General features: G+C 64.8%; 20 protein-coding genes. 8 read left to right on the top strand and 12 right to left on the bottom strand.

Features of this window, described 5'->3' with window-relative positions:
• Positions 1-118 precede the first annotated feature (118 nt).
• Positions 119-436, top strand: coding sequence for a hypothetical protein (locus GQB03_RS11250; protein ID WP_159688952.1), 318 nt, complete (start codon positions 119-121; stop codon positions 434-436).
• A gap of 72 nt (positions 437-508) precedes the next feature.
• On the opposite strand, the gene GQB03_RS11245 is transcribed toward GQB03_RS11250, so the two are convergent.
• The 9 genes from GQB03_RS11245 to GQB03_RS11205 all read right to left on the bottom strand — a co-directional run bounded on the left by GQB03_RS11245 (position 509) and on the right by GQB03_RS11205 (position 14,673).
• The gene (locus tag GQB03_RS11245; protein WP_200832187.1) at positions 509-1,825 is read right to left on the bottom strand and encodes an MATE family efflux transporter; all 1,317 of its coding nucleotides are present in this window, start codon (positions 1,823-1,825) and stop codon (positions 509-511) included.
• Positions 1,826-1,890: 65 nt separating this feature from the next.
• Entirely contained in the window at positions 1,891-2,478 is a 588-nt protein-coding gene (gene metW / locus GQB03_RS11240) for a methionine biosynthesis protein MetW (RefSeq protein ID WP_159688947.1), read from the bottom strand.
• Between the two features lie 2 nt (positions 2,479-2,480).
• Complete coding sequence (gene metX / locus GQB03_RS11235; RefSeq protein WP_159688944.1) at positions 2,481-3,608, bottom strand: homoserine O-succinyltransferase MetX; 1,128 nt, start codon at positions 3,606-3,608, stop codon at positions 2,481-2,483.
• 210 nt (positions 3,609-3,818) lie between these two features.
• A complete protein-coding gene (locus tag GQB03_RS11230; protein ID WP_200832186.1) occupies positions 3,819-7,016 on the bottom strand; it encodes a transglycosylase domain-containing protein in 3,198 nt (1,065 codons plus the stop codon).
• A gap of 150 nt (positions 7,017-7,166) precedes the next feature.
• Positions 7,167-8,222 (bottom strand): FAD:protein FMN transferase, encoded by a 1,056-nt coding sequence (locus GQB03_RS11225; RefSeq protein ID WP_159688941.1) that lies wholly within the window; start codon positions 8,220-8,222, stop codon positions 7,167-7,169.
• Between the two features lie 11 nt (positions 8,223-8,233).
• Positions 8,234-10,909: a sensor domain-containing protein gene (locus GQB03_RS11220; protein ID WP_159688938.1), complete on the bottom strand. Its 2,676-nt coding sequence runs from the start codon at positions 10,907-10,909 to the stop codon at positions 8,234-8,236.
• A 127-nt stretch (positions 10,910-11,036) separates the two neighbouring features.
• Positions 11,037-11,978: a glutathione synthase gene (gshB, locus tag GQB03_RS11215; protein ID WP_159688935.1), complete on the bottom strand. Its 942-nt coding sequence runs from the start codon at positions 11,976-11,978 to the stop codon at positions 11,037-11,039.
• Between the two features lie 7 nt (positions 11,979-11,985).
• On the bottom strand, positions 11,986-13,284 hold the full coding sequence (gene gshA / locus GQB03_RS11210) for a glutamate--cysteine ligase (RefSeq protein ID WP_159688932.1): 1,299 nt from the start codon (positions 13,282-13,284) through the stop codon (positions 11,986-11,988).
• Between the two features lie 144 nt (positions 13,285-13,428).
• Entirely contained in the window at positions 13,429-14,673 is a 1,245-nt protein-coding gene (locus GQB03_RS11205; protein WP_159688929.1) for an Eco57I restriction-modification methylase domain-containing protein, read from the bottom strand.
• 227 nt (positions 14,674-14,900) lie between these two features.
• Between GQB03_RS11205 and GQB03_RS11200 the strand changes: the two genes are divergently transcribed.
• From GQB03_RS11200 to GQB03_RS11190, 3 genes are all read left to right on the top strand, one after another.
• Positions 14,901-15,362, top strand: a complete 462-nt coding sequence (locus GQB03_RS11200; RefSeq protein WP_159688927.1) for a GNAT family N-acetyltransferase — start codon at positions 14,901-14,903, stop codon at positions 15,360-15,362.
• A gap of 100 nt (positions 15,363-15,462) precedes the next feature.
• Positions 15,463-16,140 carry a haloacid dehalogenase type II gene (locus GQB03_RS11195; RefSeq protein WP_159688924.1) on the top strand — a complete coding sequence of 226 codons (678 nt, stop codon included), beginning with the start codon at positions 15,463-15,465 and terminating at the stop codon, positions 16,138-16,140.
• A 155-nt stretch (positions 16,141-16,295) separates the two neighbouring features.
• Positions 16,296-16,838, top strand: a complete 543-nt coding sequence (locus GQB03_RS11190; RefSeq protein ID WP_159688922.1) for a hypothetical protein — start codon at positions 16,296-16,298, stop codon at positions 16,836-16,838.
• On the opposite strand, the gene GQB03_RS11185 is transcribed toward GQB03_RS11190, so the two are convergent.
• On the bottom strand, positions 16,780-17,514 hold the full coding sequence (locus GQB03_RS11185; RefSeq protein WP_159689158.1) for an LrgB family protein: 735 nt from the start codon (positions 17,512-17,514) through the stop codon (positions 16,780-16,782). The genes GQB03_RS11190 and GQB03_RS11185 overlap by 59 nt on opposite strands.
• On the bottom strand, positions 17,514-17,873 hold the full coding sequence (locus GQB03_RS11180) for a CidA/LrgA family protein (protein ID WP_159688919.1): 360 nt from the start codon (positions 17,871-17,873) through the stop codon (positions 17,514-17,516). The genes GQB03_RS11185 and GQB03_RS11180 overlap by 1 nt, the downstream gene beginning before the upstream one ends.
• Positions 17,874-18,049: 176 nt before the next feature.
• Between GQB03_RS11180 and GQB03_RS11175 the strand changes: the two genes are divergently transcribed.
• Positions 18,050-20,704 carry a plasma-membrane proton-efflux P-type ATPase gene (locus GQB03_RS11175; RefSeq protein ID WP_159688917.1) on the top strand — a complete coding sequence of 885 codons (2,655 nt, stop codon included), beginning with the start codon at positions 18,050-18,052 and terminating at the stop codon, positions 20,702-20,704.
• Positions 20,701-21,834, top strand: coding sequence for an alpha/beta fold hydrolase (locus GQB03_RS11170; protein WP_159688914.1), 1,134 nt, complete (start codon positions 20,701-20,703; stop codon positions 21,832-21,834). The genes GQB03_RS11175 and GQB03_RS11170 overlap by 4 nt, the downstream gene beginning before the upstream one ends.
• 66 nt (positions 21,835-21,900) lie before the next feature.
• Here the strand turns inward: GQB03_RS11170 and GQB03_RS11165 are convergent, their stop codons facing one another.
• Positions 21,901-23,322: an aspartate kinase gene (locus GQB03_RS11165; protein ID WP_235027027.1), complete on the bottom strand. Its 1,422-nt coding sequence runs from the start codon at positions 23,320-23,322 to the stop codon at positions 21,901-21,903.
• Positions 23,323-23,515: 193 nt separating this feature from the next.
• Between GQB03_RS11165 and GQB03_RS11160 the strand changes: the two genes are divergently transcribed.
• Together GQB03_RS11160 and GQB03_RS11155 are read left to right on the top strand one after the other, a co-directional pair.
• The gene (locus GQB03_RS11160) at positions 23,516-23,932 is read left to right on the top strand and encodes a MarR family winged helix-turn-helix transcriptional regulator (protein WP_159688911.1); all 417 of its coding nucleotides are present in this window, start codon (positions 23,516-23,518) and stop codon (positions 23,930-23,932) included.
• Positions 23,933-23,983: 51 nt separating this feature from the next.
• Complete coding sequence (locus GQB03_RS11155) at positions 23,984-24,379, top strand: tautomerase family protein (RefSeq protein WP_159688908.1); 396 nt, start codon at positions 23,984-23,986, stop codon at positions 24,377-24,379.
• Positions 24,380-25,424: the final 1,045 nt, after the last annotated feature.

The following is a 25,424-nucleotide window of genomic DNA, read 5'->3' as shown; positions in this document are numbered from 1 at the left end:
CCGATGCGGACAGGCAATTCATCGCCGGTAAACACAATTCGATACTTTCCTTGCGTCATCGGGGACGAGCAACAAGAATGCCGCTACCAGAAAATTCAGACGAGGAGGGACACCCTTCATGAGCCACCACATCATCGTCTCGTTCGGCGGCGAACGGGAATACGAATTCAATCTCTCCGCCCACGATACCGAGGGAATCGGCAAGAATCAGGCCCGCGAATGGCTGGCCAAGGAATTCGAGGATCTGGAATGCACCCCCTCCAACCCGATGGGCAAGGTGCTGGTGCTGGACATGATCCTCAACGTCGCCAAGTACGGCGGCGAGCAGCATTTTCGCGACGAGAGTGACTGGGCGCGCCGCTTTGCGGTAATGACGGCGGCGGCCCTGGAGCGGCCGGTGATCAAGGTCGATGTCGCCGGTTTCGTGGTCGGCTGAAACTTGTCCACGGACCGTCGAGGCTGCCCCGGATGCATCTCGGGCAGCCTCGACGCGCGGCCCGAATATGGCTCACGCGCTGCGCACCAGCGCCGGATAATAGCGGCCGAGCGCCAGCGTACGCGCCAGATAGTTGACATAAAGCGCCGCCCACAGGCCGTGATTGCCCCATGGACGCAGCAACCACCAGGCAACAATGAAGACGAGTAGCGAGACCAGCATGGCCTTGCGCATCTCGACGCTGCGGGTTGCACCGATGAAGATACCGTCGAGCTGAAAGGCCCACACCCCCGCCAGGGGAGCAAGCGCGGCCCACGGCAGATAGGCCCGCGCCGCCTCCCGGGTGGCCGGATCGGCGGTCAGCAGGTCAATGATCCATGGGCCAAGCACGAAATACGTCGCACTGACCAGGCATGCCACCGCCGCGGCCCAGATCGTCGTAAGACGGGCTGAGGCCGTCAGCGCTGCGCGATCGCGCGCACCGAGCGCCCGCCCCACCATCGCCTCGGCGGCAAAGGCGAGACCATCGAGAAAATAGGCGCTCATCGACACGAACTGCATCAGCACCGCGTTGGCGGCAAGCGTCACATCGCCACGCCGTGCGCCCTCGGCCATGAACCACACGAAAACGACGATCAAGGCCAGCGAGCGGATCATGATGTCGCGGTTGACTGCCAGCGTGCGCCGCAACCGATCCGCCAGAAGCAGCCGGGCGAGGCGCATTTGCACGCCATGGAGCCGGAAGTGGCGGATCGCCATGGCGAGGCCGACCAACGCCGCAAAATACTCCGCAAAGAGCGTGCCCATCGCCACGCCACGCACGTCCAGCCCAAGGCCCAGCACAAACCACGCATCCAGTGCAATGTTGGCGATGTTGAGCACCAGTTGCAGCACCAGCCCGATATCGGTGCGCCCCAGGCCGATGAACCAGCCCAGCAACGCATAATTGGCAAGCGTGGCCGGGGCAGCCCAGATGCGGATGTCGAAATAGCGGCGTGCCAGCGCTTCGACCCGCTCGCTGCCCTCGATCAGCCCGAAAGCCATCTCCCGTATCGGCCACTGCAAGGCGATCAGCACGCCACCGACCACCGCCGCAATCAGCAAGGCCCGCCCCAACCCCGCCGCCAGCTCCTCGCCGTCGCCGGCGCCAAGCGCCTGGGCAGTCAGCCCGGTGGTGCCCATGCGCAGGAAGCCGAAGGCCCAGAAGACGAACGTGAACACCAGCGCGCCGAGCGCCACTGCGCCGATGTAGACCGGATCGGGAATGCGCCCGACGATCGCGGTGTCGACCACGCCGATCAGCGGCGTCGACACGTTGGAGAGCATCACAGGCAGGGCGATGCGAAGTACCGAACGATGGCCGGGAAACACGGTCGCCCCCTTCCCCACGCTCGGCTCCCGCATCGGCCCCGATTCGGTCGGCTCGCTCTGCAACCGCCAGCCCTTCTCCGCGGTTAGCCGCGCCCCAACCGGTAGGCCGCCATGCTCGCCATGAAATTGGGCTCCTCAAGGATGACCTTGCCGTCGTCCAGCGCCAGCTGCTCGTGGATGACGATGCCCTCCTGCTCGCACAGCGCCTCGAAGTCGGCAATGGTGAAGAAGCGCACGTTGGGGGTGTTGAACCACTGGTGCGGCAGGCTCTCCGAGACCGGCATGCGGCCGTTCAGGATGGACTGGCGGTGACGCCAGTAACCGAAGTTCGGAAAGCTCACCACGGCCTCATGGCCGACCCTCAGCATCTCCGCGAGAATGCGCTGGGTGTTGTGCATGGCCTGCAGCGAGAGACTCATGATGACGTGGTCGAAGGAATCGTCCTCGATGCCGGCAAGCCCCTGCTCCAGATCGAGCTGCAGCACGTTGATGCCGTTGCCGATCGCCGCCATCACCTTTTCGGTTTCCTTCTCTACGCCGTAGCCGCGCACCTGACGCACGTCCTGCAGATACTTGAGCAGGCCACCGTCACCGCAGCCCAGGTCGAGCACCCGCTCGCCGGGCTGGATCCAGGAGGCGATCACTTCATAGTCGTAACGTTGATAGCTCATGGTCACACCCGGATGTTGGCGAGGTAGGCGGAAAGCACCCCGTGATAGAGGGGTTCGTCGAGCAGGAAGGCGTCGTGGCCCGCGACCGAATCGATCTCGGCGTAGCTCACCCGCTTGTCACTGTGCAGCAGCGCATTCACGATTTCCTTGGAGCGCTGCGGCGAGAAACGCCAGTCGGTGGTGAAGGAAACCACCAGGAACTCCGCGGTGGCCGCCGACAAGGCCCGGGTGAGGTCACCACCGTGAGCGAAGGCGGGATCGAAATAGTCCAGCGTCTTGGTGGTCAGCAGATAGGTATTGGCGTCGAAGAATCCGGCGAACTTGTCACCCTGGTAGCGCAGGTAGGACTCGATCTCGAACTCCACGTCATAGCTGTAAACCGGCTTGCCGTGACGCAGCTGTCGGCCGAATTTCTCGGCCATCGCATCGTCCGAGAGATAGGTGATGTGGCCGACCATGCGCGCCAGCGCGAGGCCGCGGGTCGGCACCACGCCGTGTTCGTAGTAATTGCCACCATGGAACTCCGGGTCCTTGAGGATGGCCTGGCGCGCGACTTCGTTGAAGGCGATGTTCTGAGCGGTGAGCTTGGGCGCCGATGCGATCACCAGCGCGTGGCCGATGCGGTCCGGGTACTGCAGTGCCCACGACAAGGCCTGCATGCCGCCAAGACTTCCGCCCACCACCGCGGCGAAGCGCTCGATGCCGAGCATGTCGGCCAGCAGCGCCTGGGTATCGACCCAGTCTTCGACCGTCACGAAAGGGAAATCCGCGCCCCAGGGCTTGCCGGTGGCGGCGTTGATCGAAGCCGGCCCGGTGCTGCCGTAGCAGCCTCCCAGGTTATTCACCCCGATGACGAAGAACTTGTCGGTGTCGAGCGGGCGGCCCGGGCCGATCAGGTTGTCCCACCAGCCGATGTTGCCGGGTTGATCGGCATACACCCCCGCGACATGGTGGGACCCGGACAGGGCGTGGCAAACCAGCACCGCATTGCTGCGCGCCGCGTTCAGCGTGCCGTAGGTTTCATACACCAGCTCGAAGCCAGGCAGGACGCCGCCGCTGCGCAGTTCCAGCGGCGCCTCGAAGCGCGCGCGCTGCGGGGTGACGACGCCCACCGAAGAGGATTGCTTCATTTCGAATCCATCGCGAAAGAGGCCGGCCTGCGCAGCGACCCAAGAAACGGAAAACCCGGTCGGCTATGCGCTCGGACCGGGTTGCCCTCGCTTTAGCCGAATTTGTTGAGCGCCCGCAAGCTGATTCTCAAATCGGCGCTTAGGGGACGAAAATTAGCGCGCACACCGGCAAATGTCAAACCCGCGGGCGGCCAGACCGGCCGGAGCAGATCAGCGCGGCGCGGCAGGCGCCGCGTCCCGGTCCTCGTCCTGCGCCGGTGGTGTGATGTCGTTCGGCGTCCCCTCGATCGGCTCCGCCGCCCCTCCGGCAGATACCGGTGGCGCCACCGAAGGCACCACGGCGGGGGTCGGCGTCGCGAAGCAGGCCGCATCGGCCGTAGCGGTGAGCAGTGGCTGCAGTACCGGCGCGAGGTTCTTCAGCACCTGCACGGACAAGGCGCTGGTGAAACCATATTTTTCGGCATACGGCTCACGCACATGCGCGGTGATAACCCCGAAGAAGCGATCGCCGAGCAGGAACACGAAAGTCGCGGAACGGCTGATCACGCGCGACGACACGAGCCGGCCGCCGCGGCCATAGACCTCGAAACGGTGGTCACCGGTGCCGGTCTTGCCGCCGATATCGAGCGGCACGCCCTCGGCCGAAGCGAAGCTGCCCCAGATGCGCTTGGCGGTACCGTTCTTCGCCACCCCGACGAGCGCATCGCGCACCACCGCGGTGAGTTCCTCGGGTAGTACCCGCTCCGCCTTGCCGGGCGATTGCACCAGACGGGTCTCGAACGGCGTGCCACTGGCGAAATCCAGGCTCTGCAGACGCATCACCGGCAGGCGTACGCCCTTGTTCTGGATGATACCGATCAGCTCGGCGAGCGCGCTCGGGCGGTCGCCGGAGCTGCCGATCGCGGTGGCGTACGACGGGGTCAGGGCATCGAACGGATAACCGAGACGCTGCCATCTGCGGTGGATTTCGAGAAAGGCCTCGACCTCCAGCAGGCTGCGGATGCGGATGTCCTGCGCATTCTTGTGACGGGTGCGGAACAGCCAGCCATACACCGACTGGCGCGCATCGGCGCCGGCATCGAGCATGCTGCGGTAATCCGCTTCCGGGTGGGCGATCAGATAGGTCGCCAGCCACAACTCGAGCGGATGGATGCCGGCGATGTAACCCCGGTCAGCGAGATTGAACTGCTCGATGGAGTAGGCATCGAAGAGCCGGCGCAGGCTCTCCTCGGACGGATCGTCGCCCTCCATGCGGGCACGCATGAAGCTCGCGAAGCGCTCGAAGGATGCGTCCGGATGGATGCTGCGATATACCGTCGCAAGTCGTCGCGACAGCGGACGCACGCCCTGCAGCAGGATGGCTTCGACCTCTTCGGGTTTCTTGCCGCGATATTTGGCGTAGAAGCGATTGGTAAACAGCCGCCCTTCCCGATCGGCGAAGCGCTCGAGGTATTCCTTGCGGCGCGGGTCCTCGCTGTCCTCGAGCACCAGCGCACTCGAGCCGGGTGTCTCGAACATGTAGTGGCGCACCACGTCGCGCATGATGCGGATGAACACCAGGTTGGTCGAGTTGCGCAGTGCGTCCTTGACCGTCGGCGCACTGCCGTCCTCGCGATGGTCGAAGTTGCCGAAACGATGCTGCCCGCCCCCGGTGAAGAAGGTTTCCCCCGGATTGGCGGAATAGTGGCGCTCCATGGCCGCGGCCATGATCGCTGCCAGCGACTTGTCCTTGGCGCCGAGCAGATATTCGATGGTCCAGCTGGCCAGTGGCCCGCGACGCTCGTCGAGCGCCGCTCGCAGGGTTTCGCGGTCGGCATCGGCATAGCGCTCATGCACCTTGGCGATGACCTCGAGGTAGCTGATCAGGGTGCGCAGCTTGGCGGTGGAGCCCAGGTCGAGGCGCGCGCCGCCGTTGATGTCGAACGGTGCATCGAGGTTGTCGGTCTGGATTCTCAGCAGGTTGGCGTCGCCGACCCGCTCGAACAGGGTGAAGCTGAACAACACCTTCGCGGGATCGTCACCGGGCGCGAACAGCCGATGCTCGACCAATCCCGATTTGCGGGCCACGTCGGGATCGCCGATCGCCAGCAAGGCATCCGTGACCGCGCTTTGTACCGGCGCGTTGAGCGTGCTCACCGCCGCCAGGTCGATCCGGTCGAGGTCATAGAGCCGCGGCACGCCGAGCAGCCCTGCGATGCTGGTGCGAAGCGCAGTGGCAGCCTTGCGGGTGACGAAGGAGACCGGCCGGGGCGCAGGATTGTCGCGCCGGAAGGCGAGTTTCACCTCGAGCGCCGCGTCGCGCAGCTTGGGTGAAATGACACCGAGTTCGCCAAGCAGGCGCAGGTGGCGATCGGTGAGGTTCTCGAGGGCGGTCTCGCTGCCGCCGAGATAATAGGAAGGGCGCCGCTGCGCGATCATCAGCGACAGCATCTGCTTGTAGGCCAGCGCACGCGCGGCGAGCTGGTCCGTCGCGGGCGCACCGGCGCCGATGCGGCCGGCTTCGGGGTCGGCCAGCAGGCGGCTCACTTCGGTGAGGTCGCGCCCGTACCAGGCCCATAGTCCATCGCCCATGCCGTTCACCTCGCCGAAACCGGCGCGCGCCGACAACGGCACCGTATTGAGGTATTCGAGCACGATGCGCCGGCGCTCCGGGCGGGTATCCTCGCCGCCCATGTAGGCGCGGATCGAGGCAGAAGCCATCTGCCGCAGCTTCTCGCTGCCCGAGGTCGTGCGGCCTTCCGGCGAGTGGCGGTATTTCTCGATCTGGGTCGCCAGCGTGCTGCCACCGCCACCATCATGGTCGGGATCGATCATCTGCCAGGCACGATCGACCACCGCCTTGCCGAAGCGGTCCCATTCGATCGCCGGATTGTGTTCGGGATGACGCTCGTCGAACAGTTCGCGGTTCTCGATGAAGAGCAGGCTTTCGCTCATCAGCCACGGCACCTCATCGAAGGATGCGAAAACCCGCTCCGGAAACGCCACACTGTAGATCGGCACGCCGCCGCACCCGGCCAGACTGAGCCCGGCCTGCGTCTTCTCGGGGTAGGGCAGGAACAGGCCGCGATCGGCAATCTGCTCCATGCGAGGGGAAATGTTCGCCTGGGCGCTCACCGTATAGCCACGCGCGGTGGCGCGCTCGATGAAGGCCGGCAAGCGACTGTAGCCGAGCCGGAGGTCGTACGGCCCTTCACCTGGAAAACGGATGTGCGCGCTGATACCCGGTCGCACATCGTAGTGCAGCTCGGCGGCCAGCCGGCTGAGATAGTGCGCCTGCAGACGCGAGCTGCGCATCTCCTCGACGACCATCGCCACAAGGACGGCAATCGCCATGACGAGGAGGACCGCCAGAAGGGTCAGGACGAAACGCCAGCGCGACATGCCGCTGGTTGGGGCTGGGGTGCTCAAGTTACTGTCGTTCTCTTGGGTCGGCGCTACCCGCCGGACATGGAGGCACAGTGTCGCCGACGCCGAGGGCGCCTGTCACCGCCCTGCCGATGTTGCGTTGCATTAATACCACACTTGCATCAACGCCAACACAATGGCCGCCAATGCAATTCAGGGCACGACGGCATCCGGCTTGATCCCGCCGTAATACTCCAGGCGGGCATTGAGCTCGCGGGTGACCTCGATGCGCCCGTCGGCGGCGACCCTCAGGGCATGCTCGATGCCGTAGCGTTTCGTCATGTCACGCCAGTCGTCGCCAGCGATGAAGGCCGGCTTGCTGGCGGCGTCGGACAGGGTGCCGGCGCCGTCGCGCGGCGTCACCAGTATGGTCATCGAACGCGTCGCGTCCGCCGGCGCACCACTGCGAGGATCGAGCAGATGCGAATAACGCTTTCCGCCGACCTCGAAATAGCGCTGGTAGTCGCCCGAAGTGCCAATCGCCTCACCGTCATAGAGCGGCATCGACGCGAGCGGGGCCGGCTCGCGTGGGTGCTGGATTCCGACCCGCCAGGGCTGGTCGCCCTTGCGTCCGAGCGCCATCACGTTGCCGCCGATGTTGATGAGCGCGTTGGCAACGCCCTCGGCACGCAGGATTGCTGCGGCACGGTCGAGCGCATAGCCTTTCGCATAGCCGCCGAGATCGAGCTCGACCGCCCGGTTGCGGCTGCTCACCCGGTCCTTGTCGATGCTCAGATCGGCAATGCGCGGATGCTGCGCAAGAATGCGCGCCACCGCGGCGGGGTCCGGAAGAACTGGCTTGAACTCGTCGGAGTGGAAACCCCACAGCGCAATCAGCCGTCCCAGCGCGGGTTCGAAGAGGCCATCGCCACGAACCGAAATGTCGCGCGCGCCGGCAAGCAGCGTTGCCAGCTCGTGCGACACCGGAATCTCCTGGCCACCGGCGGCGATGGCTTCGTTGAGGGCGGTCAGCTCGGACGGCTCCCACGCATGGTAGGCGCGATGCAGGCGGTCGAACTCTCGCAGGACGGCACCCATGGCCTTGCCGGCAAGCGCCTCGTCGCTGCCATACACGGCCACTTCGACGCGCGTTCCGAAAACGAACGACTCCTGCTTGAAGACCTGTTCGCGGCTGCAGGCCGAGAGGAGCAGCGCGAGGACCAGGACGAAGCATGGCCAGGTGCGGCCGACTGACTGTAAGCGGAACATGGGGCGCAAGTTTAACCCGGCTTGCTCCGCGGGCGCGCATCGCCAAGCCAGCGCTCGAAGTCGGCCACCGGCATCGCCTCCGCGTACAGGAAGCCCTGAAAGCAGTCGCACCCCGAATCGACCAGGAAATCCCGTTGATCGGGCGTCTCCACGCCTTCGGCAAGCACCGTGAGCCCGAGATTCCGGCCCATCGCGATGATCGCGCTGGCGATCTCGCGATCGTCCCCGGGTCGCCCCAGTCCATTGACGAAACTCTGGTCGATCTTGAGCTTGTCGATCGGGAAGCGCTTGAGATACGCGAGGGACGAATATCCAGTGCCGAAATCATCGATCGACAGGCGCACGCCGAGGCGCTTCAGGGCCTGCATGCACAGCACCGCCTCCTCCGGGGACTCGGTGATCGCACCTTCGGTAATCTCGAGCTCCAGGAGGGAGCCGTCGAGCGCATTCTCCACAAGCATCGCTTGCAGCTTTTCGACCAGATCGCGCTGGCGGAACTGTCGCGGAGACAGATTGACCGACACGTTGAAGCCGGTCAGCCCGTGGCGCCGCCAGCGACTCAACTGACGGCACGCCTCGGCCAGGACCCATTCACCGAGCGGCACCACCAGACCGGTGTCTTCCGCCAGCGGAATGAAACGCTCGGGACCGATCAGCTCGCCACCCGATCGCCACCTCACCAGCGCCTCGACCCCGCACAGCGCACCATCGCCCGCCTTCACCTGCGGCTGGTAATAGACCTCGAGCTCATTGCGTTCAAGCCCGCGACGCAGCCGCGCCTCAAGTTCGAGCCGGTCGCGCGCAAGGCGGGTCAGCTCTTCGCTGTAGTAGCGAAAGGTGTTGCGGCCACTCTCCTTGGACTGGTACATCGCGGCATCGGCATTGCGGATGAGGCCGTGACTGTCCTGGGCATTGTCGGGATAAAGACTGATGCCGATGCTGGCGCCGATATAGACTTCCTCGCCGCCCTCCAGCTTCAGTGGCTGGCTGACCAGTTCGATCATGTCCTGGGCGAGTTCCGCCGCCTGCTCGGGGCGGTCAAGCTCCTCCATCACCACCACGAACTCGTCGCCGCCGACACGCGCCAGCGTGTCGTCCTTCCGCACCCTGCTGCTCAGGCGACGCGCCAGCGTTATCAGCAAGGCATCACCGGCGGGATGGCCAAGACTATCGTTCACGTTCTTGAAGCGATCGACATCGAGGAACAGCACCGCAACCCTGTTGCCGTGTCGATCCGCAAGGGAAATCGCGTGTTCGAGCCGGTTGTAAAGCAGGACCCGGTTGGGCAAACCGGTCAGCGCATCGTAGTGGGCAAGGTGATGGAGCCGGGCTTCGGAGTGCTTGAGCTGGGTGATGTCGGAGAACACGCCAACGAAGTTCTGGATCTCGCCGACGTCGTTCATGACACGGCTGACCGTCAGCCATTCCGGGTACACCTCGCCGCTCTTGCGGCGGTTCCAGATTTCGCCCTGCCAGAACCCTTCTTCCTCGATCGACACCCACATGTTCTGATAGAAATCATCTTCGTGGCGTCCCGAGCGCAGCAGCGAAGGCTGGCGGCCGAGCACCTCCTCCGGCGCGTATCCGGTAATACGCGAGAAGGCGCGATTGACGGCGACGATTCGTCGCGCTGGATCGGTGATCAGCACGCCTTCCGCAGTGCTCTCGTAAACCGCCGCGGCGAGCCGCATGCCCTCTTCGGCGGCCTTGCGCTCGGTGATGTCGATCACCGAGAGGACCGCCACGCCCTGATCCGGCAGCATCACCACGCTGGCCAGCCCGCAGCGCGGGACGCCATCGGCTGGCAGCAAGCGCAGTTCGAACTGCCGAGGGGGTTGCTCGGCTGCCGGGTCGCGGCGGCGGCGATGATAATCGACAAGGCGCGCCCGATCCTCCTCGGCGATGAATCGTTCGAACAACACGCCCTCGAGCTGCCACGCCTCCGCGCCAAGCATCGCCGCCGCAGTGGCGTTTGCGCGCTGCACGCGGCGGTCCGGACCGATCAGCAGCATGGCGGTACCCGCACCATCGAACAGGCCGCGGTAGCGCGCTTCGCTGAGCGCCAGCTGATGCGCCACTTCGTCCGGCACGCCGTCGTTCTCATGGCTGGTCATCAGCAAGGTGTCCGCCAGCGGCAGCACCTCGAGTTCGAGCACGAGCGTACTGCCGTCACGACGGAGAAAGGCAAAGCTGGCGGTCGTGACGTCCCCACCCGGTTCGTCCAGCATCGCCCTGAAACGCGCTGCATGCGCCTCGCGTTCCGGCTTCGGCAGCAAGTCGCCGAGCGTCAGGCCGGCCAGCGTCGCATCCCCGTAGCCCAGCAGTTCACACATGCCGCGGCTTGCCAGAACACATCGCAAGTCACGATCGACGATGAGAACCGGGAGCTTCGCATCTTCAAACCGGGCACACAGCCGCGCCTGGCCGGCACTGAGCGCGTCAAGCCGGGCGGAAAGTTTCTGCGCGCGCGCCAAGGCGCTGCGACGGCCGACGATCCCCCAGACAAGCAGCAGCGCAATCGCCAGCACCGCGGCAAACCCGGCAGGAAACGACATGCCCGCCAGCAGAGGCTCCCCGGATTGTCCGGCTGCATTCGCCGCAGCCGGAAGCATGGGCGCAAGCAATCCCGCCAGCAGGCTCGGCAGGGCGCGCCAGATCTTCGTCAAGGCTTGGGCCGGCAGGCGCATCGATGTTTCGCACTCCCGCTGCCGTCCCGACCGGCAAGCACCGGCACGGATCGTGCAACTTTCTATTACAAAGGTAATAGTATGGAGTTCAGTCCGTCACACCGCAATCCGCGTTTTCCAGTACGGCTCAGGCGAGGCCGGCCTCGAGACGCTCGAGCACCAGTGCCGGCACATCGAAACCTTGCTGTGCGGTGATCTCGACCATGCAGGTCGGGCTGGTGACATTGATCTCGGTAAGATGTCCGCCGATCATGTCGAGTCCCACGATGAGCAGCCCGCGCGCCCACAGGGTCGGCGCCAGCGCCTCGGCGATTTCGCGTTCGCGAGCGGTCAACGCCATCGCGACACCCCGGCCGCCCGCCGCCAGGTTGCCGCGGGTCTCACCTGCCTTGGGAATTCGGGCCAGCGAGTAGGGAACCACCTCACCGCCGATGATCAGCACGCGCTTGTCGCCTTCGGCGATCTGCGGCAGATAACGCTGGCACATGATGGTGCGCCGGCCAAGATCGGTCAGTGTCTCGCAGATGGCGTTGCGGTTGGGATCGTCCGAACGAACCCTGAAGATGCCGCTGCCGCCCATGCCGTCGAGCGGCTTGAGGATGGTATCGCCCAGTTCGTCGACAAAGGCCTGGATCACATCAGGATCGCGACTCACCAGCGTTGTCGCGGTGAACTCCGGAAACTCGGTGATGGCGAGCTTCTCGGAGTGGTCACGGACCGCGCGCGGATCGTTGAACACCCGCGCCCCCGCCTGGACCGCACGCTCGAGCAACCAGGTCGCGGTCACGTACTCGAAATCGAAGGGCGGGTCCTGGCGCATCAGCACCGCGTCGAAATCGGTCAACGGTCGCACCGCCTGCTCGCCCGCCACGTACCAGTCGTGATCGTCGGCACATGGCTCGATCGCCAGCGCACTGGCCAGCACCGCCCCGTCACGCCAGGCCAGCGCCTCGCGCTGGATGGTCCACACCCGATGGCCACGCCGTGCAGCCTCGCGCATCATCGCGATACTCGAATCCTTGTAGGCCTTGAGTCCGTCCAGCGGGTCGAGAATGAAAGCGATCTGCATGCTGCGCTCAGGCCGCGAGTTCGGCGAGTTCGATCGGCGCGGTCTCCTCGATCTCGACCGAAGCCGCCAGCAGCGCCAGCCGGGCGACCACGCCGTAGGCGTAGAAGCGGTTGGGCGGTGCATCCGGGCCCTGCGCCGAATCGGGCAGCGAGCAGCAGGTCTCGAAGGCCAGCGGCTTGAAGTGCATGCCCGGCGCATTGAGGTTCTCGTCACGGCCTCGCTCGGTGTGCACCCGGTAAAAACCGCCGACGACATAGTGGTCCATCATGTACACGACCGGCTCGGCTACCGCGCCCTCGACCGTCTCGAAGGTATGCACGCCCTCCTGGATGATCACGTCATGCACCTCGAGACCTTCCTTGATGACGCTCATCTTGTTGCGCTGCTTGCGATTGAGACCGGTCACCTCGGCAGCGTCCTTGACCATCATGATGCCCATGCCGTAAGTGCCGGCGTCGGCCTTGACGACCACGAAGGGCTCGTCGGTAACGCCGTATTCCCGGTACTTGGCGCGGATGCTGTCGAGCATCGCCGCGACCTTGTCCGCCAGCTCCTGCTCCCCGGCACGGGCGTGGAAATCAAGGCCGGTGCAGGTGTCATAGGCCGGATTGAGGCGCCACTGATCGATGCCGATGACGTCGGCGAATTCACGCGTCACCCGGTCGTAGGCCGCGGCGTGATTCGACTTGCGACGCGAGTGCCAGCCGGCGTGGACCGGCGGGATCACCCATTGTTCGTCAAGCCCCTGCAGCAGCGCAGGAATGCCGCCCGAGAGATCGTTGTTGAGCAGCACCGCGCAGGGATCGAAATCCTTCATCACCAGGCGGCCACCGCTGCGCTGGATCGGCTCGAGCGTGAGCTTCGAGCCATTGGTCAGCTCCAGCACGGTCGGCTCGGTGATCTCGGGCAACAGGGTCCCGACGCGGATCTTCAGGCCGGTGAGACGCAGGATCGAAACCAGTTTGGCGACATTCTGCAGATAGAACTGGTTACGGGTATGGTTTTCCGGAATCAGCAGCAGCTGACTCGCCCCCGGGCAGATCCGCTCGACCGCCGCCTGGGCCGCCTGGATGCACAGCGGCAGAAAGGCGTCGTTGAGGTTGTTGAAACCGCCCGGAAAGAGGTTGAGGTCGACTGGCGCCAGCTTGAAACCGCTGTTGCGCAGATCGGTCGAGCCATAGAAGGGCGGAGTGTGCTCCTGCCACTGCCCCCGCATCCAGTGCTCGATGGCGGTGGCGTTGTCGAGGAAGTGCTTCTCCAGCTCGAGGAGCGGGCCGGAAAGTGCTGTGGTGAGATGAGGGACCATTGCTGTTCTCGGTGAATTGGGCGATGCCGCTCGAAGAGGCCTTTGTTTTGGAGCGAATGTTACACCAGCGCCGCCACCGGCTCGAAAAGACGCCCGACCGCAGGCAGACCGGTGCGATACGCTACGGTTCCCCCACCGTAGCTTTCAGTCCGGCAGATAGGCCTCGAACTCCTGCGGCAGCGGCGCATTCTCGAGGCTGCGCTGGGTGAACAGGAAACGCCCGTCGCAAACGAAACCGAGGGCGCGCCAATCCACCGCATTGAGGGCATCGCGAAAGGCAGCGAGGTCGACATCCGGCCGCCGCGGAAACACCGCCAGCACCGCACCATCGTAATGAGGGCAGTCATGGATGAAGAACGGCGCCGCCGCCCGGGTCTTGCCGTTCACATACACCCGCGGCAACGGCGACTGGTAATAACCCCGCCCCCACTGCCACCAGTCCGCCTCGCCGAAGCGCCGGATGCGACGCGCGAGCAGCCGGGCCTTGTGCGGCAGCAAGGCCGCCGGTGCCTGCTGTCCGCCCGGTTCGCACCACAGCATGCGACGCGTCCGCCCACTTCTCACCGTGGCCGAACAGACGAAGTCGCGATTCCCGTGCTCGGCGTCAGCATAGATTTCGTCAGCCCCGGACACCGCGCCGACCTTGACGAAAGCGACTTGCGACAGGCGCAGCGGATAATCGCCACGGGCGAACATCAGGTGGCCTTCGCATTCGAGCAAGCGACGCTCCTGCCACGGCGGATCAGCCAGCATGGCAACGAGGTCATGCCCCTGCCCCAGTTCCGCATGGCGCATGCTGCGCTCGGTGGCGCCCTTCTCAAAGCGCCAGATCAGGCAGTTCGGCAATGCACCCTCGAAAATCCGGGCGTCGCCGAGTTCGATCGCGTCGGTAATGCTGCCCTGCGACCACAGCAAGCGGTTGAGCTTGACCGCCGAGGTCGCCTTGAGGAAGTCCCGCGGCGTGATGAAGATCAGCTCGCCACCCGGCGCGAGGTGACGCAGGCATTTCTCGATGAAGAACAGATAGAGGTTGGAGCGCCCATCGAAGTGCTCCGCGGCAAGCAACGCGCGCGTCCCGGGAGAAATATCCTGGAAGCGCACGTAAGGCGGGTTGCCGATGATCGTGTCGAAGCGCTGGCTCGTCGGGTAGGCAAAGAAATCCATGTTCAGCGCCCCGTCCGGGCAATGCGCCGGATCGAACTCGATGCCCACCACTCCCGCCTCGCCGTTCAGGTGCCGCATGAACGCCCCGTCACCGCAGGATGGTTCAAGCAGCCGGCCGCGGTTCCGCCTGAGCGCGAGCATTGCACGCACCACCGGCTCGGGCGTGAATATCTGGCCGAGGCTTTCAATTTCGAGAAACGGCAGGGCGGACTGGACAGGCGACATCAGGCAGTGCAACGAAGAATTCGTGGAAAGGGTCCCGGGCGCCGTGGCGGGCGCGCGCTATCCTACCATCGGTCCTGCGCCGGTACTCGCCCCCAATCAGCCCGAGCGGGGACGGCAATCCGGTTTCGAATCGATGCGCGGGAATCTAATATTGTTCACACGCCCGACGCAATGAAGCATCGTTCGTATCGCGCGGCCCAGCAGCCCGCTTGCCACGAGGAGTTCGCATGGACACGCGAACCAATGCCGAACGGTGCCGCGTCCGCCTCTTAGAGGAGGCTGACCGGCACACGCTCCGTCTCATTTTCCTGACTACCCGCAGGAGCGCGTTTCGCTGGATGAGCCCGGACGAGCTGAAGATCTCCGAGTTCGACACCGCCACCGCGGACGAGCTCGTGCTGGTGGCCGACACGGACGGGCAGGTGGTGGGCTTCGTCTCGATATGGCAGCCCGAGGATTTCATACACAACCTCTTCGTCAGCCCGGAATGGCAAAACCGCGGCATCGGCACACAACTGTTGAGTGCAGCCGGCACGCACATCGGACGACCGGCCCACCTCAAGTGCTCGATCCATAACGAGCGCGCCCGCGCCTTCTACGAAGCACGTGGCTGGACCGTGGCAAGCCGCGGCGGCAGCCGGGCGAACGGCTACCTGAACATGGAGTGCGCCCGCCCCGCGACCGCTTGAGCGGCCGGGCAAGCGCACCGCCCCCGGCGCCCGCCAGATTGCAGCCGGCGCCCGGGGGGCGCAAGATCACCGCTTCGCTTCGACCCCGACGAGGCCCCGGATGGCGACAACACTGGCCTTCGACGTCTACGGCACACTGATCGACACGCATGGCGTGAGCCTTGCCCTGCAGGGAATGGTCGGCACACGTGCCGCCGAATTTTCGCGCCACTGGCGCGACAAGCAACTCGAGTATTCGTTTCGCCGCGGGCTGATGCAGCACTATGCAAGCTTCGCCACGTGTACCCGCGACGCGCTCGAATACACTTGCGAATCACTTGGCCTGCCGCTCGACGTCGAACAGCGGCAGCTGCTGCTCGATGCCTACCGGACCTTGCCCGCCTTCGATGATGTGAAGCGCGGCCTGGAGAATTCACGGGCAGCCGGGTTCCGCATGTTTGCCTTCTCCAACGGCGCGGCCGATGCGGTCGACACCCTGCTCGAGACCGCCGGCATCCGCGGTTTCTTCGACGACGTGGTCAGTTGCGACGAAGTGAAGTCCTTCAAGCCCAACCCCGGTGTTTACGCGCATTTCCTCAGGCGTGCGGCGACGCCGGGCGCAAGCGCCTGGCTGGTGTCCAGCAATCCGTTCGACGTGATCGGCGCAATGTCGGCAGGCATGCGGGCCGCTTGGGTGCGGCGCTCTCCGCAAGCGGTGTTCGATCCCTGGGGCATCGCGCCCAGCGTCACCGTGGCAGAACTGACCACGCTTGCCGCGGCGATCGGCGTCGCGGACTGACTCGGCGACGATCCTTTGCCGGCGACAAGCACCGTCGGGCCGGCACGGGCGATCCGGCCGGAAATGTCGCGGCGCAAGATTTCGCGTGCGCGAATGCGCAACTGCGCATAACATGAAAGTGTCAATATCCTTCATGGATCGCACGGAGCGGCGGCATGGGCAGAAAGTATTCGATGCGGGTCTTGATCCTCGGACTGGCGACGCTGGTTTCGCAGATCAACTTGGGCTGGATCGTCCGTGGCCTGCATCCCAACATCCTCGAGGTGCAATTCACCTTCAGTGCGGAACGCTTCTGGGCGATCGTCGACGCCTGGGGGCCGGTCGGCACCGCAATCTACCTGAGTCACTTCCCGTGGGACTGGATACACATCCTGCTGTACGCCATGCTCGGAATCGCGATCTGTCGGCGCAATGGCCTGTTCTCGCGCCTTCCTGACGTGCCGCGCCGTCTCTGGGCGCTGGTCCTGCCGCTGGCGGGCCTCATGGACATGCTCGAGAACGCAGCGCAGCTCTACCTGCTGGCCGGTGCCAGCAATGGCGGCGGCTTCGTGGTGCCCGCCTCCGCGCTCTGCTCCACACTCAAGTGGTCACTGGTGCTGGCCTTCTTCGGCGCCTGCCTGTGGATGTGGCTGGCACCGCTCAATGGCCAAGCCAGCGTTCGAGCAGGGGCAACAGCCAGGGCAGGGACACAGCGGTAAACAACCCGTTCAGTCCCATCGCCAGCGCGGCGAAGGCGCCTGCGGTCTCTCCGATCTGAAAGGCGCGGGCGGTGCCGATGCCGTGCGATGCCAGACCAAGTGCAAAGCCGGTGGCCGCTTCGTCCCTGACCTTCAGCAGCCGCATCAGCGCCGAACCGCAGACCGCGCCGAGAATCCCGGTAAGAATCACCAGCACGGCCGCAAGCGAGGGCAGACCACCGAGCCGCTCGGCGATGCCCATCGCGATCGGCGTCGTCACCGATTTCGGGGCCAGCGAGCGCATCGTCGGCAGGCTTGCGCCGAGCGCGCCCGCGATCAGGTAGGCCGACAACGCCGCGCAAAGCGATCCGGCGACCAGCGCTGCGAGCACCGGCAAGGCCATCTTCTTGAGACGCTCCAGCTGGCCATAGAGCGGTACCGCCAGCGCCACCGTGGCCGGACCCAGCAGAAAGTGCACGAACTGCGCGCCGTCAAAATAACGTCCGTAGGGCGTCCCGGTGAGATACAGGGTGGACACCAGCAACACCACGGCTATCAGCACCGGGTTGGCGAGTGGATTGAAATGCAGGCGACGATGCAGCGCAAACGCTGCGAGGTAGGCCAGCAGCGTCAAGGCCAGCCACAGCAGCGGCGTGGCCGAAAGATAGACCCAGATCTCGGTGAGCGGCGGCGATATCATCTCGACTGCTCCTGCCGCCCGGCGCGCTGCATGAGGGTGTGCAGGACCCAGCCGCCGACCGCAAGGCCGATCACGGTGCTCACGACCAGGGACACCACGATCGGCAGCCACTCCTGTCCGATCCTGCCAACATGCAGCATCACCCCGGTGCCTGCCGGCACGAAGAGCAGGGACAGGTGTTGCAGCAGGCCGCCGGTCGTGCCGCGCAGGTCGGCGGAAGGTCCGCCCCGCAGGATCAGCCAGCCGAGCAGCAATGCCAGGCCGATGACCGGGCCTGGGACCGGCAGGCCGAGGGCCAGTCTTGCGGCCTCGCCAATCAACTGGAACACGAGCAAGAGCGTGAGGGCAGGAAGCATGGCGGACTCCGGATCGTCGAGGCTCACATTTTGGAGCCCGCGGCGGCCGCGTCAACGGATCGATCCCGGACTCACGATCGCAGGAACTTTTGGTGCAGTGCACGAATCTACCCTTGCGCCGGGCCGCCGACCCGGCCCGACCCGCCGACCGCGGGACGCCACTGGCGAATACCACCATGAAACGCACTGACGCTTACGGCGCTCAAGCACCCGCCCAGACACTTGAAGAACTGGACGTGACGAGCGCGCAGGGCCTGACGACCGAAGAGGCCGCCCGGCGTCTGGACCGCTACGGTCCCAACGAAATCGCGACCCAAGAGGAAACCCTGCTGCACCGCATCGGACGGCGCTTCTGGGGTCCGATCCCGTGGATGATCGAACTCGCCGCGATCCTCTCGGCCGCAGTCGGCAAATGGGACGATTTCGGCATCATCCTCGTCATGCTGCTGATCAACGTGTTCCTCGATTTCTTCCAGGAGCACCGCGCGCTCAATGCACTCAAGGCGCTGCAGGCAGGCCTCGCCAAGTCGGCGCGAGTACGCCGCGGCGGCGCCTTTGCGAGCCTGCCGGTGCGAGAGCTGGTCCCGGGCGACATCGTCAAGCTGCGCCTCGGCGAGATCGTGCCGGCCGACATCCAGCTCATCGAAGGCGATTTCCTGCTGGTGGACCAGTCCTCCCTGACCGGCGAATCACTGCCGGTGAGCCGCAAGGCGGGCGAGGTGATCTTCGCCAACACCATCGTCAAGCAGGGCGAAATGCTTGGGGTGGTGGTGAACACCGGCATGAACACCGATTTCTCGGGCGTGGTGGCGCTGGTGGCTCAGGCCCAGCTTGAATCCCGCAGCCATTTCCAGGAAATGGTGATGCAGATCGGCCGCTTCCTGATCCTCGTCACGGTGCTGCTGGTGATGCTGATCGTGCTGGTCGCGCTGTTCCGCCACCAGCCGATGCTGGAGATTCTGCGCTTTGCACTGGTGCTGGCAGTGGCGGCGATTCCGGTGGCCCTGCCGGCGGTACTATCGGTAACGATGGCGGTCGGCGCGGTGAACCTGGCCCGCCACAAGGCCATCGTCTCGCGGCTCACCGCCATCGAGGAACTGGCCGGGGTGGATGTGTTCTGCTCCGACAAGACTGGCACGCTGACCCGCAACGAGATGACCGTGGTCTCGCCGGTGGCGCTTGACGGCCACGACGAGCGCGAGCTCTTCCTGACCGCCGCGCTGGCTTCCCGGCTCGAGAACCAGGACCCGATCGAACTGCCGATCTTCCACTACCTGGACGAACGCCTGCCGGGCACCGACCTGACCGCCTACAGCGCGCTCGACTTCAAGCCTTTCGACCCGATCGGCAAGCGCACCGAGGCAGTGGTCGAACACGACGGCCGGCGCTTCACCGCGATGAAGGGTGCGCCGCAGGTCCTCATCGGCATGGCCGCACTCGACGAGGCCGCCGCAGAAGCGCTCTCGCAGACGGTCGACCAGCTCGCCGCCCGCGGCTACCGCACGCTGGCGGTGGGCCGCAGGGAAGGCGACCAGCCGCTCGAGCTGATCGGCCTGATCCCGATGCAGGACCCGCCGCGCGACGACTCCCGTGCGGTCATTGACGAGATGCACGCCAACGGCGTGAAGGTCAAGATGATCACCGGCGACAACCTCGCCATCGCCCGCGAAATCGGCCACCTGCTGGGCCTGCGCGAACAGGCGATCCGCTCCGCGCAGCTTTCCGGCGCGGCCGGCAGCGAGCTCATGGGCCTCATCGAGGTACTGGCCGGCGCCATCCATCACCGCCTGAAAGGCACGGCCGGCCTGGCCGAGAGCCGCAGCTTCGCCCGCGAAGTGATCGACGAGGTACGTACGCGCTTCGACACCAGCCTGCTCGAGCGCGAATTCCTGCATACCCACGAGTCGGCGATCATCGAGATGATCGAGGCGGTGGACATCTTTGCCGAGGTGGTGCCGGAGGACAAATACCGCATCGTCGACACCTTGCAGAAGGGCGGTCACATCGTCGCCATGACCGGCGACGGGGTCAACGACGCGCCCGCGCTCAAGAAGGCCGACTGCGGCTTCGCGGTATCGAATGCCACCGACGCAGCCCGCGCCGCCGCCGACATCGTGCTCACCGCACCGGGCCTGTCGGTGATCAACGCGGCGGTCAAGCAGGCCCGCATCACCTTCGAGCGGATGAAGAGCTACGCCACCTTCCGCATCGCCGAAACGATGCGCATCATCCTCTTCATGGCGCTATCGATCCTGGTGTTCGACTTCTACCCGATCACCGCGCTGATGATCATCCTGCTGGCCCTGCTCAACGACATCCCCATCCTCAGCATCGCCTACGACAACACCCGGGTGCAGGCCACCCCGGTGCGCTGGAACATGAAGGAACTGCTGACCCTTTCCAGCCTGCTCGGGCTCACCGGGGTGGTGTTCTCCTTCCTGCTGTTCTTCCTGCTCGAAGAGTGGCAGGTACCGCGCGGAGAGATCCAGACCTGGCTGTTCCTCAAGCTCATCGTCGCCGGCCACTTCACCCTCTACATCACGCGCGCCCCGGGCTGGTTCTGGCAACGCCCGTATCCGGCGCCGATCCTGCTGGCGGCCACCTTCGGCACCGAGCTGCTCGGCACCCTGTTCGCCGCGGAGGGCTGGTTCATGCAGGGCATCGGCTGGCAGGGCGCGGCGCTGGTGTGGGCCTACGCCATTGTCGAACTGCTGGTCAGCGACGTCGTGAAGTCGATCGCCGTGCGTACCCTGCTGCGACCTGCAGCACCTGCCGGCAAGAAATCCCTCAGCGCCCGAAGCGCGCTGCAAACCAAGGAGCAAGCAGCATGAACACCGCAACGAAACCGCAACCGCGGCTGGCGGAACACGAAAACAGCGTCCCCTTCTTCTGGCCGTTCACTGCGGCGGCGAAGATGGTCGAGGCCGGCGAAGAGATCGTCGCCCGCAACCTCAACTTCGCCCTCGAGGCCGAGAAGATCGACTTCGGCCTGCATCCGGACTTCGCCACCGCGAACACGGTACGGCTGGACCTCCATACCCTGCGCCTGCGCGACTTCTCGGCCGCCGGCGCCAGCGGCATCCCGACCATTGTCGACGCCCCCTTTGCCGGCCACAGCTCCACCATCGCCGACTATCACAAGGGCCAGAGCCTGGTCGAAACCCTGCTCGCCAATGGCCTGCAACGCGTCTTCGTCACCGACTGGAAGAGCGCCACGCCGGAGATGAAGGACTACGACATCGACCATTACCTGGCCGAGTTGCTGGTGTGCATCGAGGATCTCGGCGGACGGGTGAACCTGGTGGGACTGTGCCAGGGCGGCTGGATGAGCACCATGATCGCCGCCCGTTTCCCTGACAAGGTGAACCGCCTCGTCCTCGCCGGTTCGCCCATCGACACCGACGCCGGCCACGGCCCGATCCGCGAACTCGCTCACACGCTGCCGGCGTCCTTTTACGAGGAGCTGGTGGAAATGGGTGGCGGGCTCATGGAAGGCCGTTTCATGCTGCAGGGCTGGAAGAACATGCACCCCGACGTGCAGTACATGCAGAAGTACCTCGAGCTCTACGAGCACATGAACGACCCGGACTACCTGAGCAAGACCGAGACCTTCGAAGCCTGGTACGAGAACCCGATCGACCTGCCGGGGCGCTGGTACCTGCAGGCGATCAACCAGCTGTTCAAGGAAAACCGCCTTGCCAGGGGCGAATTCGTCGGCCTCGGCAAGAAGCTCGATCTTGCCGACATCACCTGCCCGACCTACCTGCTGGCCGGCGCGTCGGACGACATCACGACACGGGAACAGGTATTCGCCGCACGCGACCTGCTCGGCACGCCCAAGACACAGATCGTCAGCACGCTGTGCCCGGGCGGACACATCGGCCTTTTCATGGGCTCGCGCACGCTCAAGGAGACCTGGCCGGGTATCGGCCGGTGGCTGGCGGACGACCCGCCCGCGTGAAATCGGCAGGGCGCCGCGCCAGCATGTCACACGGCGTGGCCGCATGCAGCGGCCACGCCAGACGCATCAGGCGACCGGCACCGGCGTGCCCGAATTGACGCACAGCGAGTGGTTGAGCGCGACGATCGAACGCTTGTAATCCTCCCGCTCGACGATGAACTGCATGTTTACCTGGCGCAGGGTCTGCGATACGCAGTTCACGTTCACTTCGGCATCTGCCAGCGCCTTGGTCGCACGCGCGAGCACACCCGGAATGCTGATGTTCGAGCCGATCGCGCACACCACCGCACTGGGCTTGATCGTCACCACCTGGTAGTTCTCTTCCAGCTCGGCGATCAGTTCGGGGGTCACCGAGCCGTCCCACAGCAGGTGGGCGATCGAGTTCGCGTTGGTCGCCTTGAGGATGTACGACACCTCGTGGCGCAGGAAGATCTCCATGATGCCGAGGTCGAAACCAACCGTGCCGACCATGCTCGGATCATGGATCTCGACCAGGGTCACCTTGTCGCTGCCGGTCACGATCTCCACGCGGGCGCGCTCGCCGACGTAGTCCTTGGTGATCAGCGTGCCGGGATGCTCCGGCTCGAAGGTGTTCTTGAGGCGGATCGGGATGCCCGCCAGCTCCATCGGCTTGGCGGCCTTGGGGTGGATCGCCTCCATGCCCACGTCGGCCAGCTGGTCCGCAACGTCGTAGTTGGTGGCGCCGACGATCACCGCGTTTTCGAGGCCGACGATGTTGGGGTCCGCCGAGGAGAGATGGAATTCCTTGTGGATGACGGCTTCCGCAGGCCGCACTTCCACGGCGATCTTGCTGAACGTGACCTCGGAGTAACCGCGGTCGAACTCGCGCATTATGCCCTCGATACCCTTGGTGTAGCCGGTGGCCACCACCACATTGTTCGCGAGGTCAAGGCCCTTGAAGCTGTTGTGGATACGCTCGTCGATGGTCCACACCTCATCGTCGTGAAAGCCGGCGAGGTCGAGCAGGATGGCATTCACACCCTTCGCCTTGAGCATCTCCACCGCGTTGAAGGCGCTGTGCGATTCGCCGATCGAGGCCAGCACCTCGCGCGCCGCCAGCAGCACGTTGTCGCGACTCAGGTAACCGCTGGCCAGCACATGGTGCATGGCATCGAGATAGTTGCGGGCTTCGGCGATGCGGGTATCGACAAAGGCGTCCGCCACGTCCAGCGGCAGGCCGAACTCGGCGAATCCGGCGTTGAGCTTCTTGAGGCTTACCGCCAGCGTCTGCAGCGCACCGTGGTAGTCCTTGCGCGCCGCGAACAAGGCATAGATGCCGGGTTCGCCGGTCTTCTTGTGTTCCAGCAGCTGGTTGGTCACACCACCGTAGGCCGACACCACGTAGACGCGGCCATTGATGCGCGCCTTGTCGAAAAGCATGATGTGCTTGAGCACATCGCCGAAAGCCGACATTGACGTGCCACCGATTTTTTCCACCGAGATCATGGGTGCCCCCGAGCTGAACATGAAGTTGATCCGCCGCAGGACGGGGATCGAGCCAAGCCCGCTAGTCTATGAAATTTTCGGGAAAATTTCGTCTTTTTGGTGCAGATCCGGCAAGGCTGGTCGGGCAGTCGTGCCACGGTGCCACACCCTCGCCGAGCATAGGAGAACCGCCCATATAGTTGCATAGCTAATCATAAGCAGCTAGACTTCGCCCATGTTTGAACACTGCCTCTACTTCAACACCACCGCACTCGCCCGCCGACTCGAAAAGGAGTGGACCGACGCCTTTGCACCCTTCGATCTGACGCCACCTCAGGCATTCATGCTGCGCACCATATTGGAGAAGCCCGGCCTGCTTCAGCGCGAGATCGCCGAACTCATGGCCATATCACGGCCAACGGCAACACGTGCGCTCGACGGCCTCGCGACAAAGGGCTTCATTCGGCGCACGGCTTCCGGGAGCGATGGCCGCGAGCGTAGCGTGCAGCCGACGGCAGCCGCGCTCGAGATTCACGATGCGCTCGACGAAGCCAGCCGGACCGTGACGACCAGACTCCGGGAGGTCCTCAGCCCGGAAACCTTTACCGACACGGTTGCCCGGATTCGCGGCGTGCGCTCCGCCCTGAAGTGAGCGTCATTTTTTTGCCCATGTAGTTGCATTGCTAACCATAGGAGATCGACAATGCCCATCCTCAACGTCAAGGTAAGCGCAAGGAAGTCTCCGGAGATGACGAAATCCATTTCCGGTCTGTTGCTGGATCTCACCACCCGCATCCTCAAGAAAAAACCCGAGGTCACCTCGATCGCAATTGACTACGTAGACCCGGACGACTGGATCGTGGGAGGAAGATCGCTCGCCGAACTCGGCAAGAAGAGCGTCTATTTCGTTATCAAGATCACCGACGAGACCAACACCAAGGCAGAAAAGGCCGAGTACATCGATGCTGCATTCAGAGCGTTCGGCCAGCTACTCGGTGATCTGCACGAGGTGAGCTACGTCTACATCCAGGACGTACGCGCAACCGCATACGGATACGGCGGCAGGACTCAGGAGCACCGCTACCATTTTCCGAAGTGAGCCGCCGGGGTTCGAGAACGTCAGGCCTTGCGGGCAGGCATGTACCGCCAGCACCAGGGGATCGTCGGCTTGCGCGGTAGTCTCACGTGGCGTGGAACAAAGGCACGCCTGAGCAACCTGTTCTCCCGGTTTCGCGCCACATCGTCGCCACGCCTGCGCCCACTTCCGCCTGGCGGCTGCCCTCAGTGCTGGCGCGGACCGGGATTAGACGCGCGGCCAGTGTGGTCTGGCGGCGGTTCAGTGCGAAAGGCCCGGCGAGCTTCATCACGGCCTGTCGAATGGGCGCGGGACACTCCGGCTCAGGAATGGCGAAGTCTTTACCAGTCAGTGTCAGGGTGGCTGTGTTACCGACGGCGAGGAGGTCGCCGCCGTTGGCGTCACCAAGGAAAAATGCGGGACTAAGTAACCGCCAATCTTGCGCCGAGGTGCCGGGGCCGTATTGGGCGGTACTGCCAGTCCGCCAGATCGTGTCCTGAGGAGGTCGCACGAAGGTTGGTAAGACCGGCTCGGTGTAGCAAGGCGGTCCGGCTTGAGCCGACGCTCATCATCTGCCTCGACTCGCGATCAACGGCAGCTATGCGGATGCGGTATCAAATAGCAGCAACCGGCCATGACCTGCCGGTGGCGGCATTTCCCCCAAGCCGACGTTGAGTTTGACCAGAGGCCCGTGAGCGGCCATTCGTCCGGCAGCGTCGGTCTTCGCAGACGACGGGCGGCTTTGGTCTAGGTTTGTTCGACGCCTGCCCGCGCTGTTTAACCTAGTGCTGGATAGCAAGCTCCGCCCTTGCGACCGGGTCAGTCTCAGGATCCGCGACGTCAGCCACGGGCCGACCATCGCCCCACGCGCCCAGTGAGCTTATCACCGGCGGCGTGCACGCTGTGGTCCACCGAGAACCCGGAGTGCCAGAGGCGGGCGAAGCCCTGGTGGTGATCGCCGCCGCTACTTCGTCCGCTACAGCAACCGCAGCCGGGGCGAGCGTGCCAAGGCCGGCGCCTCCGCATCCGCCAGCGTCGCCGTCGAGCTTCCTGACTCGGCGTTCATGAT

Origin of the sequence: Cognatazoarcus halotolerans, from assembly GCF_009800965.1 — a bacterium.
GTDB classification, from domain to species: Bacteria; Pseudomonadota; Gammaproteobacteria; order Burkholderiales; family Rhodocyclaceae; genus Cognatazoarcus; species Cognatazoarcus halotolerans.
Note: the sequence above shows the minus strand (reverse complement) of the source record. Positions and strands in the feature narration are given on the sequence as shown.

Coding starts and splice junctions, on each gene's coding strand:
- gshB (WP_159688935.1), bottom strand. CDS start 11,978: ATGCAGATCGCTTTCATTCTCGACCCGCTGGACGGACTCAAGGCCTAC.
- GQB03_RS11225 (WP_159688941.1), bottom strand. CDS start 8,222: ATGTTCCGCTTACAGTCAGTCGGCCGCACCTGGCCATGCTTCGTCCTG.
- GQB03_RS11205 (WP_159688929.1), bottom strand. CDS start 14,673: ATGTCGCCTGTCCAGTCCGCCCTGCCGTTTCTCGAAATTGAAAGCCTC.
- GQB03_RS11195 (WP_159688924.1), top strand. CDS start 15,463: ATGGCGACAACACTGGCCTTCGACGTCTACGGCACACTGATCGACACG.
- GQB03_RS11200 (WP_159688927.1), top strand. CDS start 14,901: ATGGACACGCGAACCAATGCCGAACGGTGCCGCGTCCGCCTCTTAGAG.
- metW (WP_159688947.1), bottom strand. CDS start 2,478: ATGAGCTATCAACGTTACGACTATGAAGTGATCGCCTCCTGGATCCAG.
- GQB03_RS11190 (WP_159688922.1), top strand. CDS start 16,296: ATGGGCAGAAAGTATTCGATGCGGGTCTTGATCCTCGGACTGGCGACG.
- GQB03_RS11160 (WP_159688911.1), top strand. CDS start 23,516: ATGTTTGAACACTGCCTCTACTTCAACACCACCGCACTCGCCCGCCGA.
- GQB03_RS11175 (WP_159688917.1), top strand. CDS start 18,050: ATGAAACGCACTGACGCTTACGGCGCTCAAGCACCCGCCCAGACACTT.
- GQB03_RS11220 (WP_159688938.1), bottom strand. CDS start 10,909: ATGCGCCTGCCGGCCCAAGCCTTGACGAAGATCTGGCGCGCCCTGCCG.
- metX (WP_159688944.1), bottom strand. CDS start 3,608: ATGAAGCAATCCTCTTCGGTGGGCGTCGTCACCCCGCAGCGCGCGCGC.
- GQB03_RS11155 (WP_159688908.1), top strand. CDS start 23,984: ATGCCCATCCTCAACGTCAAGGTAAGCGCAAGGAAGTCTCCGGAGATG.
- gshA (WP_159688932.1), bottom strand. CDS start 13,284: ATGGTCCCTCATCTCACCACAGCACTTTCCGGCCCGCTCCTCGAGCTG.
- GQB03_RS11180 (WP_159688919.1), bottom strand. CDS start 17,873: ATGCTTCCTGCCCTCACGCTCTTGCTCGTGTTCCAGTTGATTGGCGAG.
- GQB03_RS11170 (WP_159688914.1), top strand. CDS start 20,701: ATGAACACCGCAACGAAACCGCAACCGCGGCTGGCGGAACACGAAAAC.
- GQB03_RS11250 (WP_159688952.1), top strand. CDS start 119: ATGAGCCACCACATCATCGTCTCGTTCGGCGGCGAACGGGAATACGAA.
- GQB03_RS11165 (WP_235027027.1), bottom strand. CDS start 23,322: ATGTTCAGCTCGGGGGCACCCATGATCTCGGTGGAAAAAATCGGTGGC.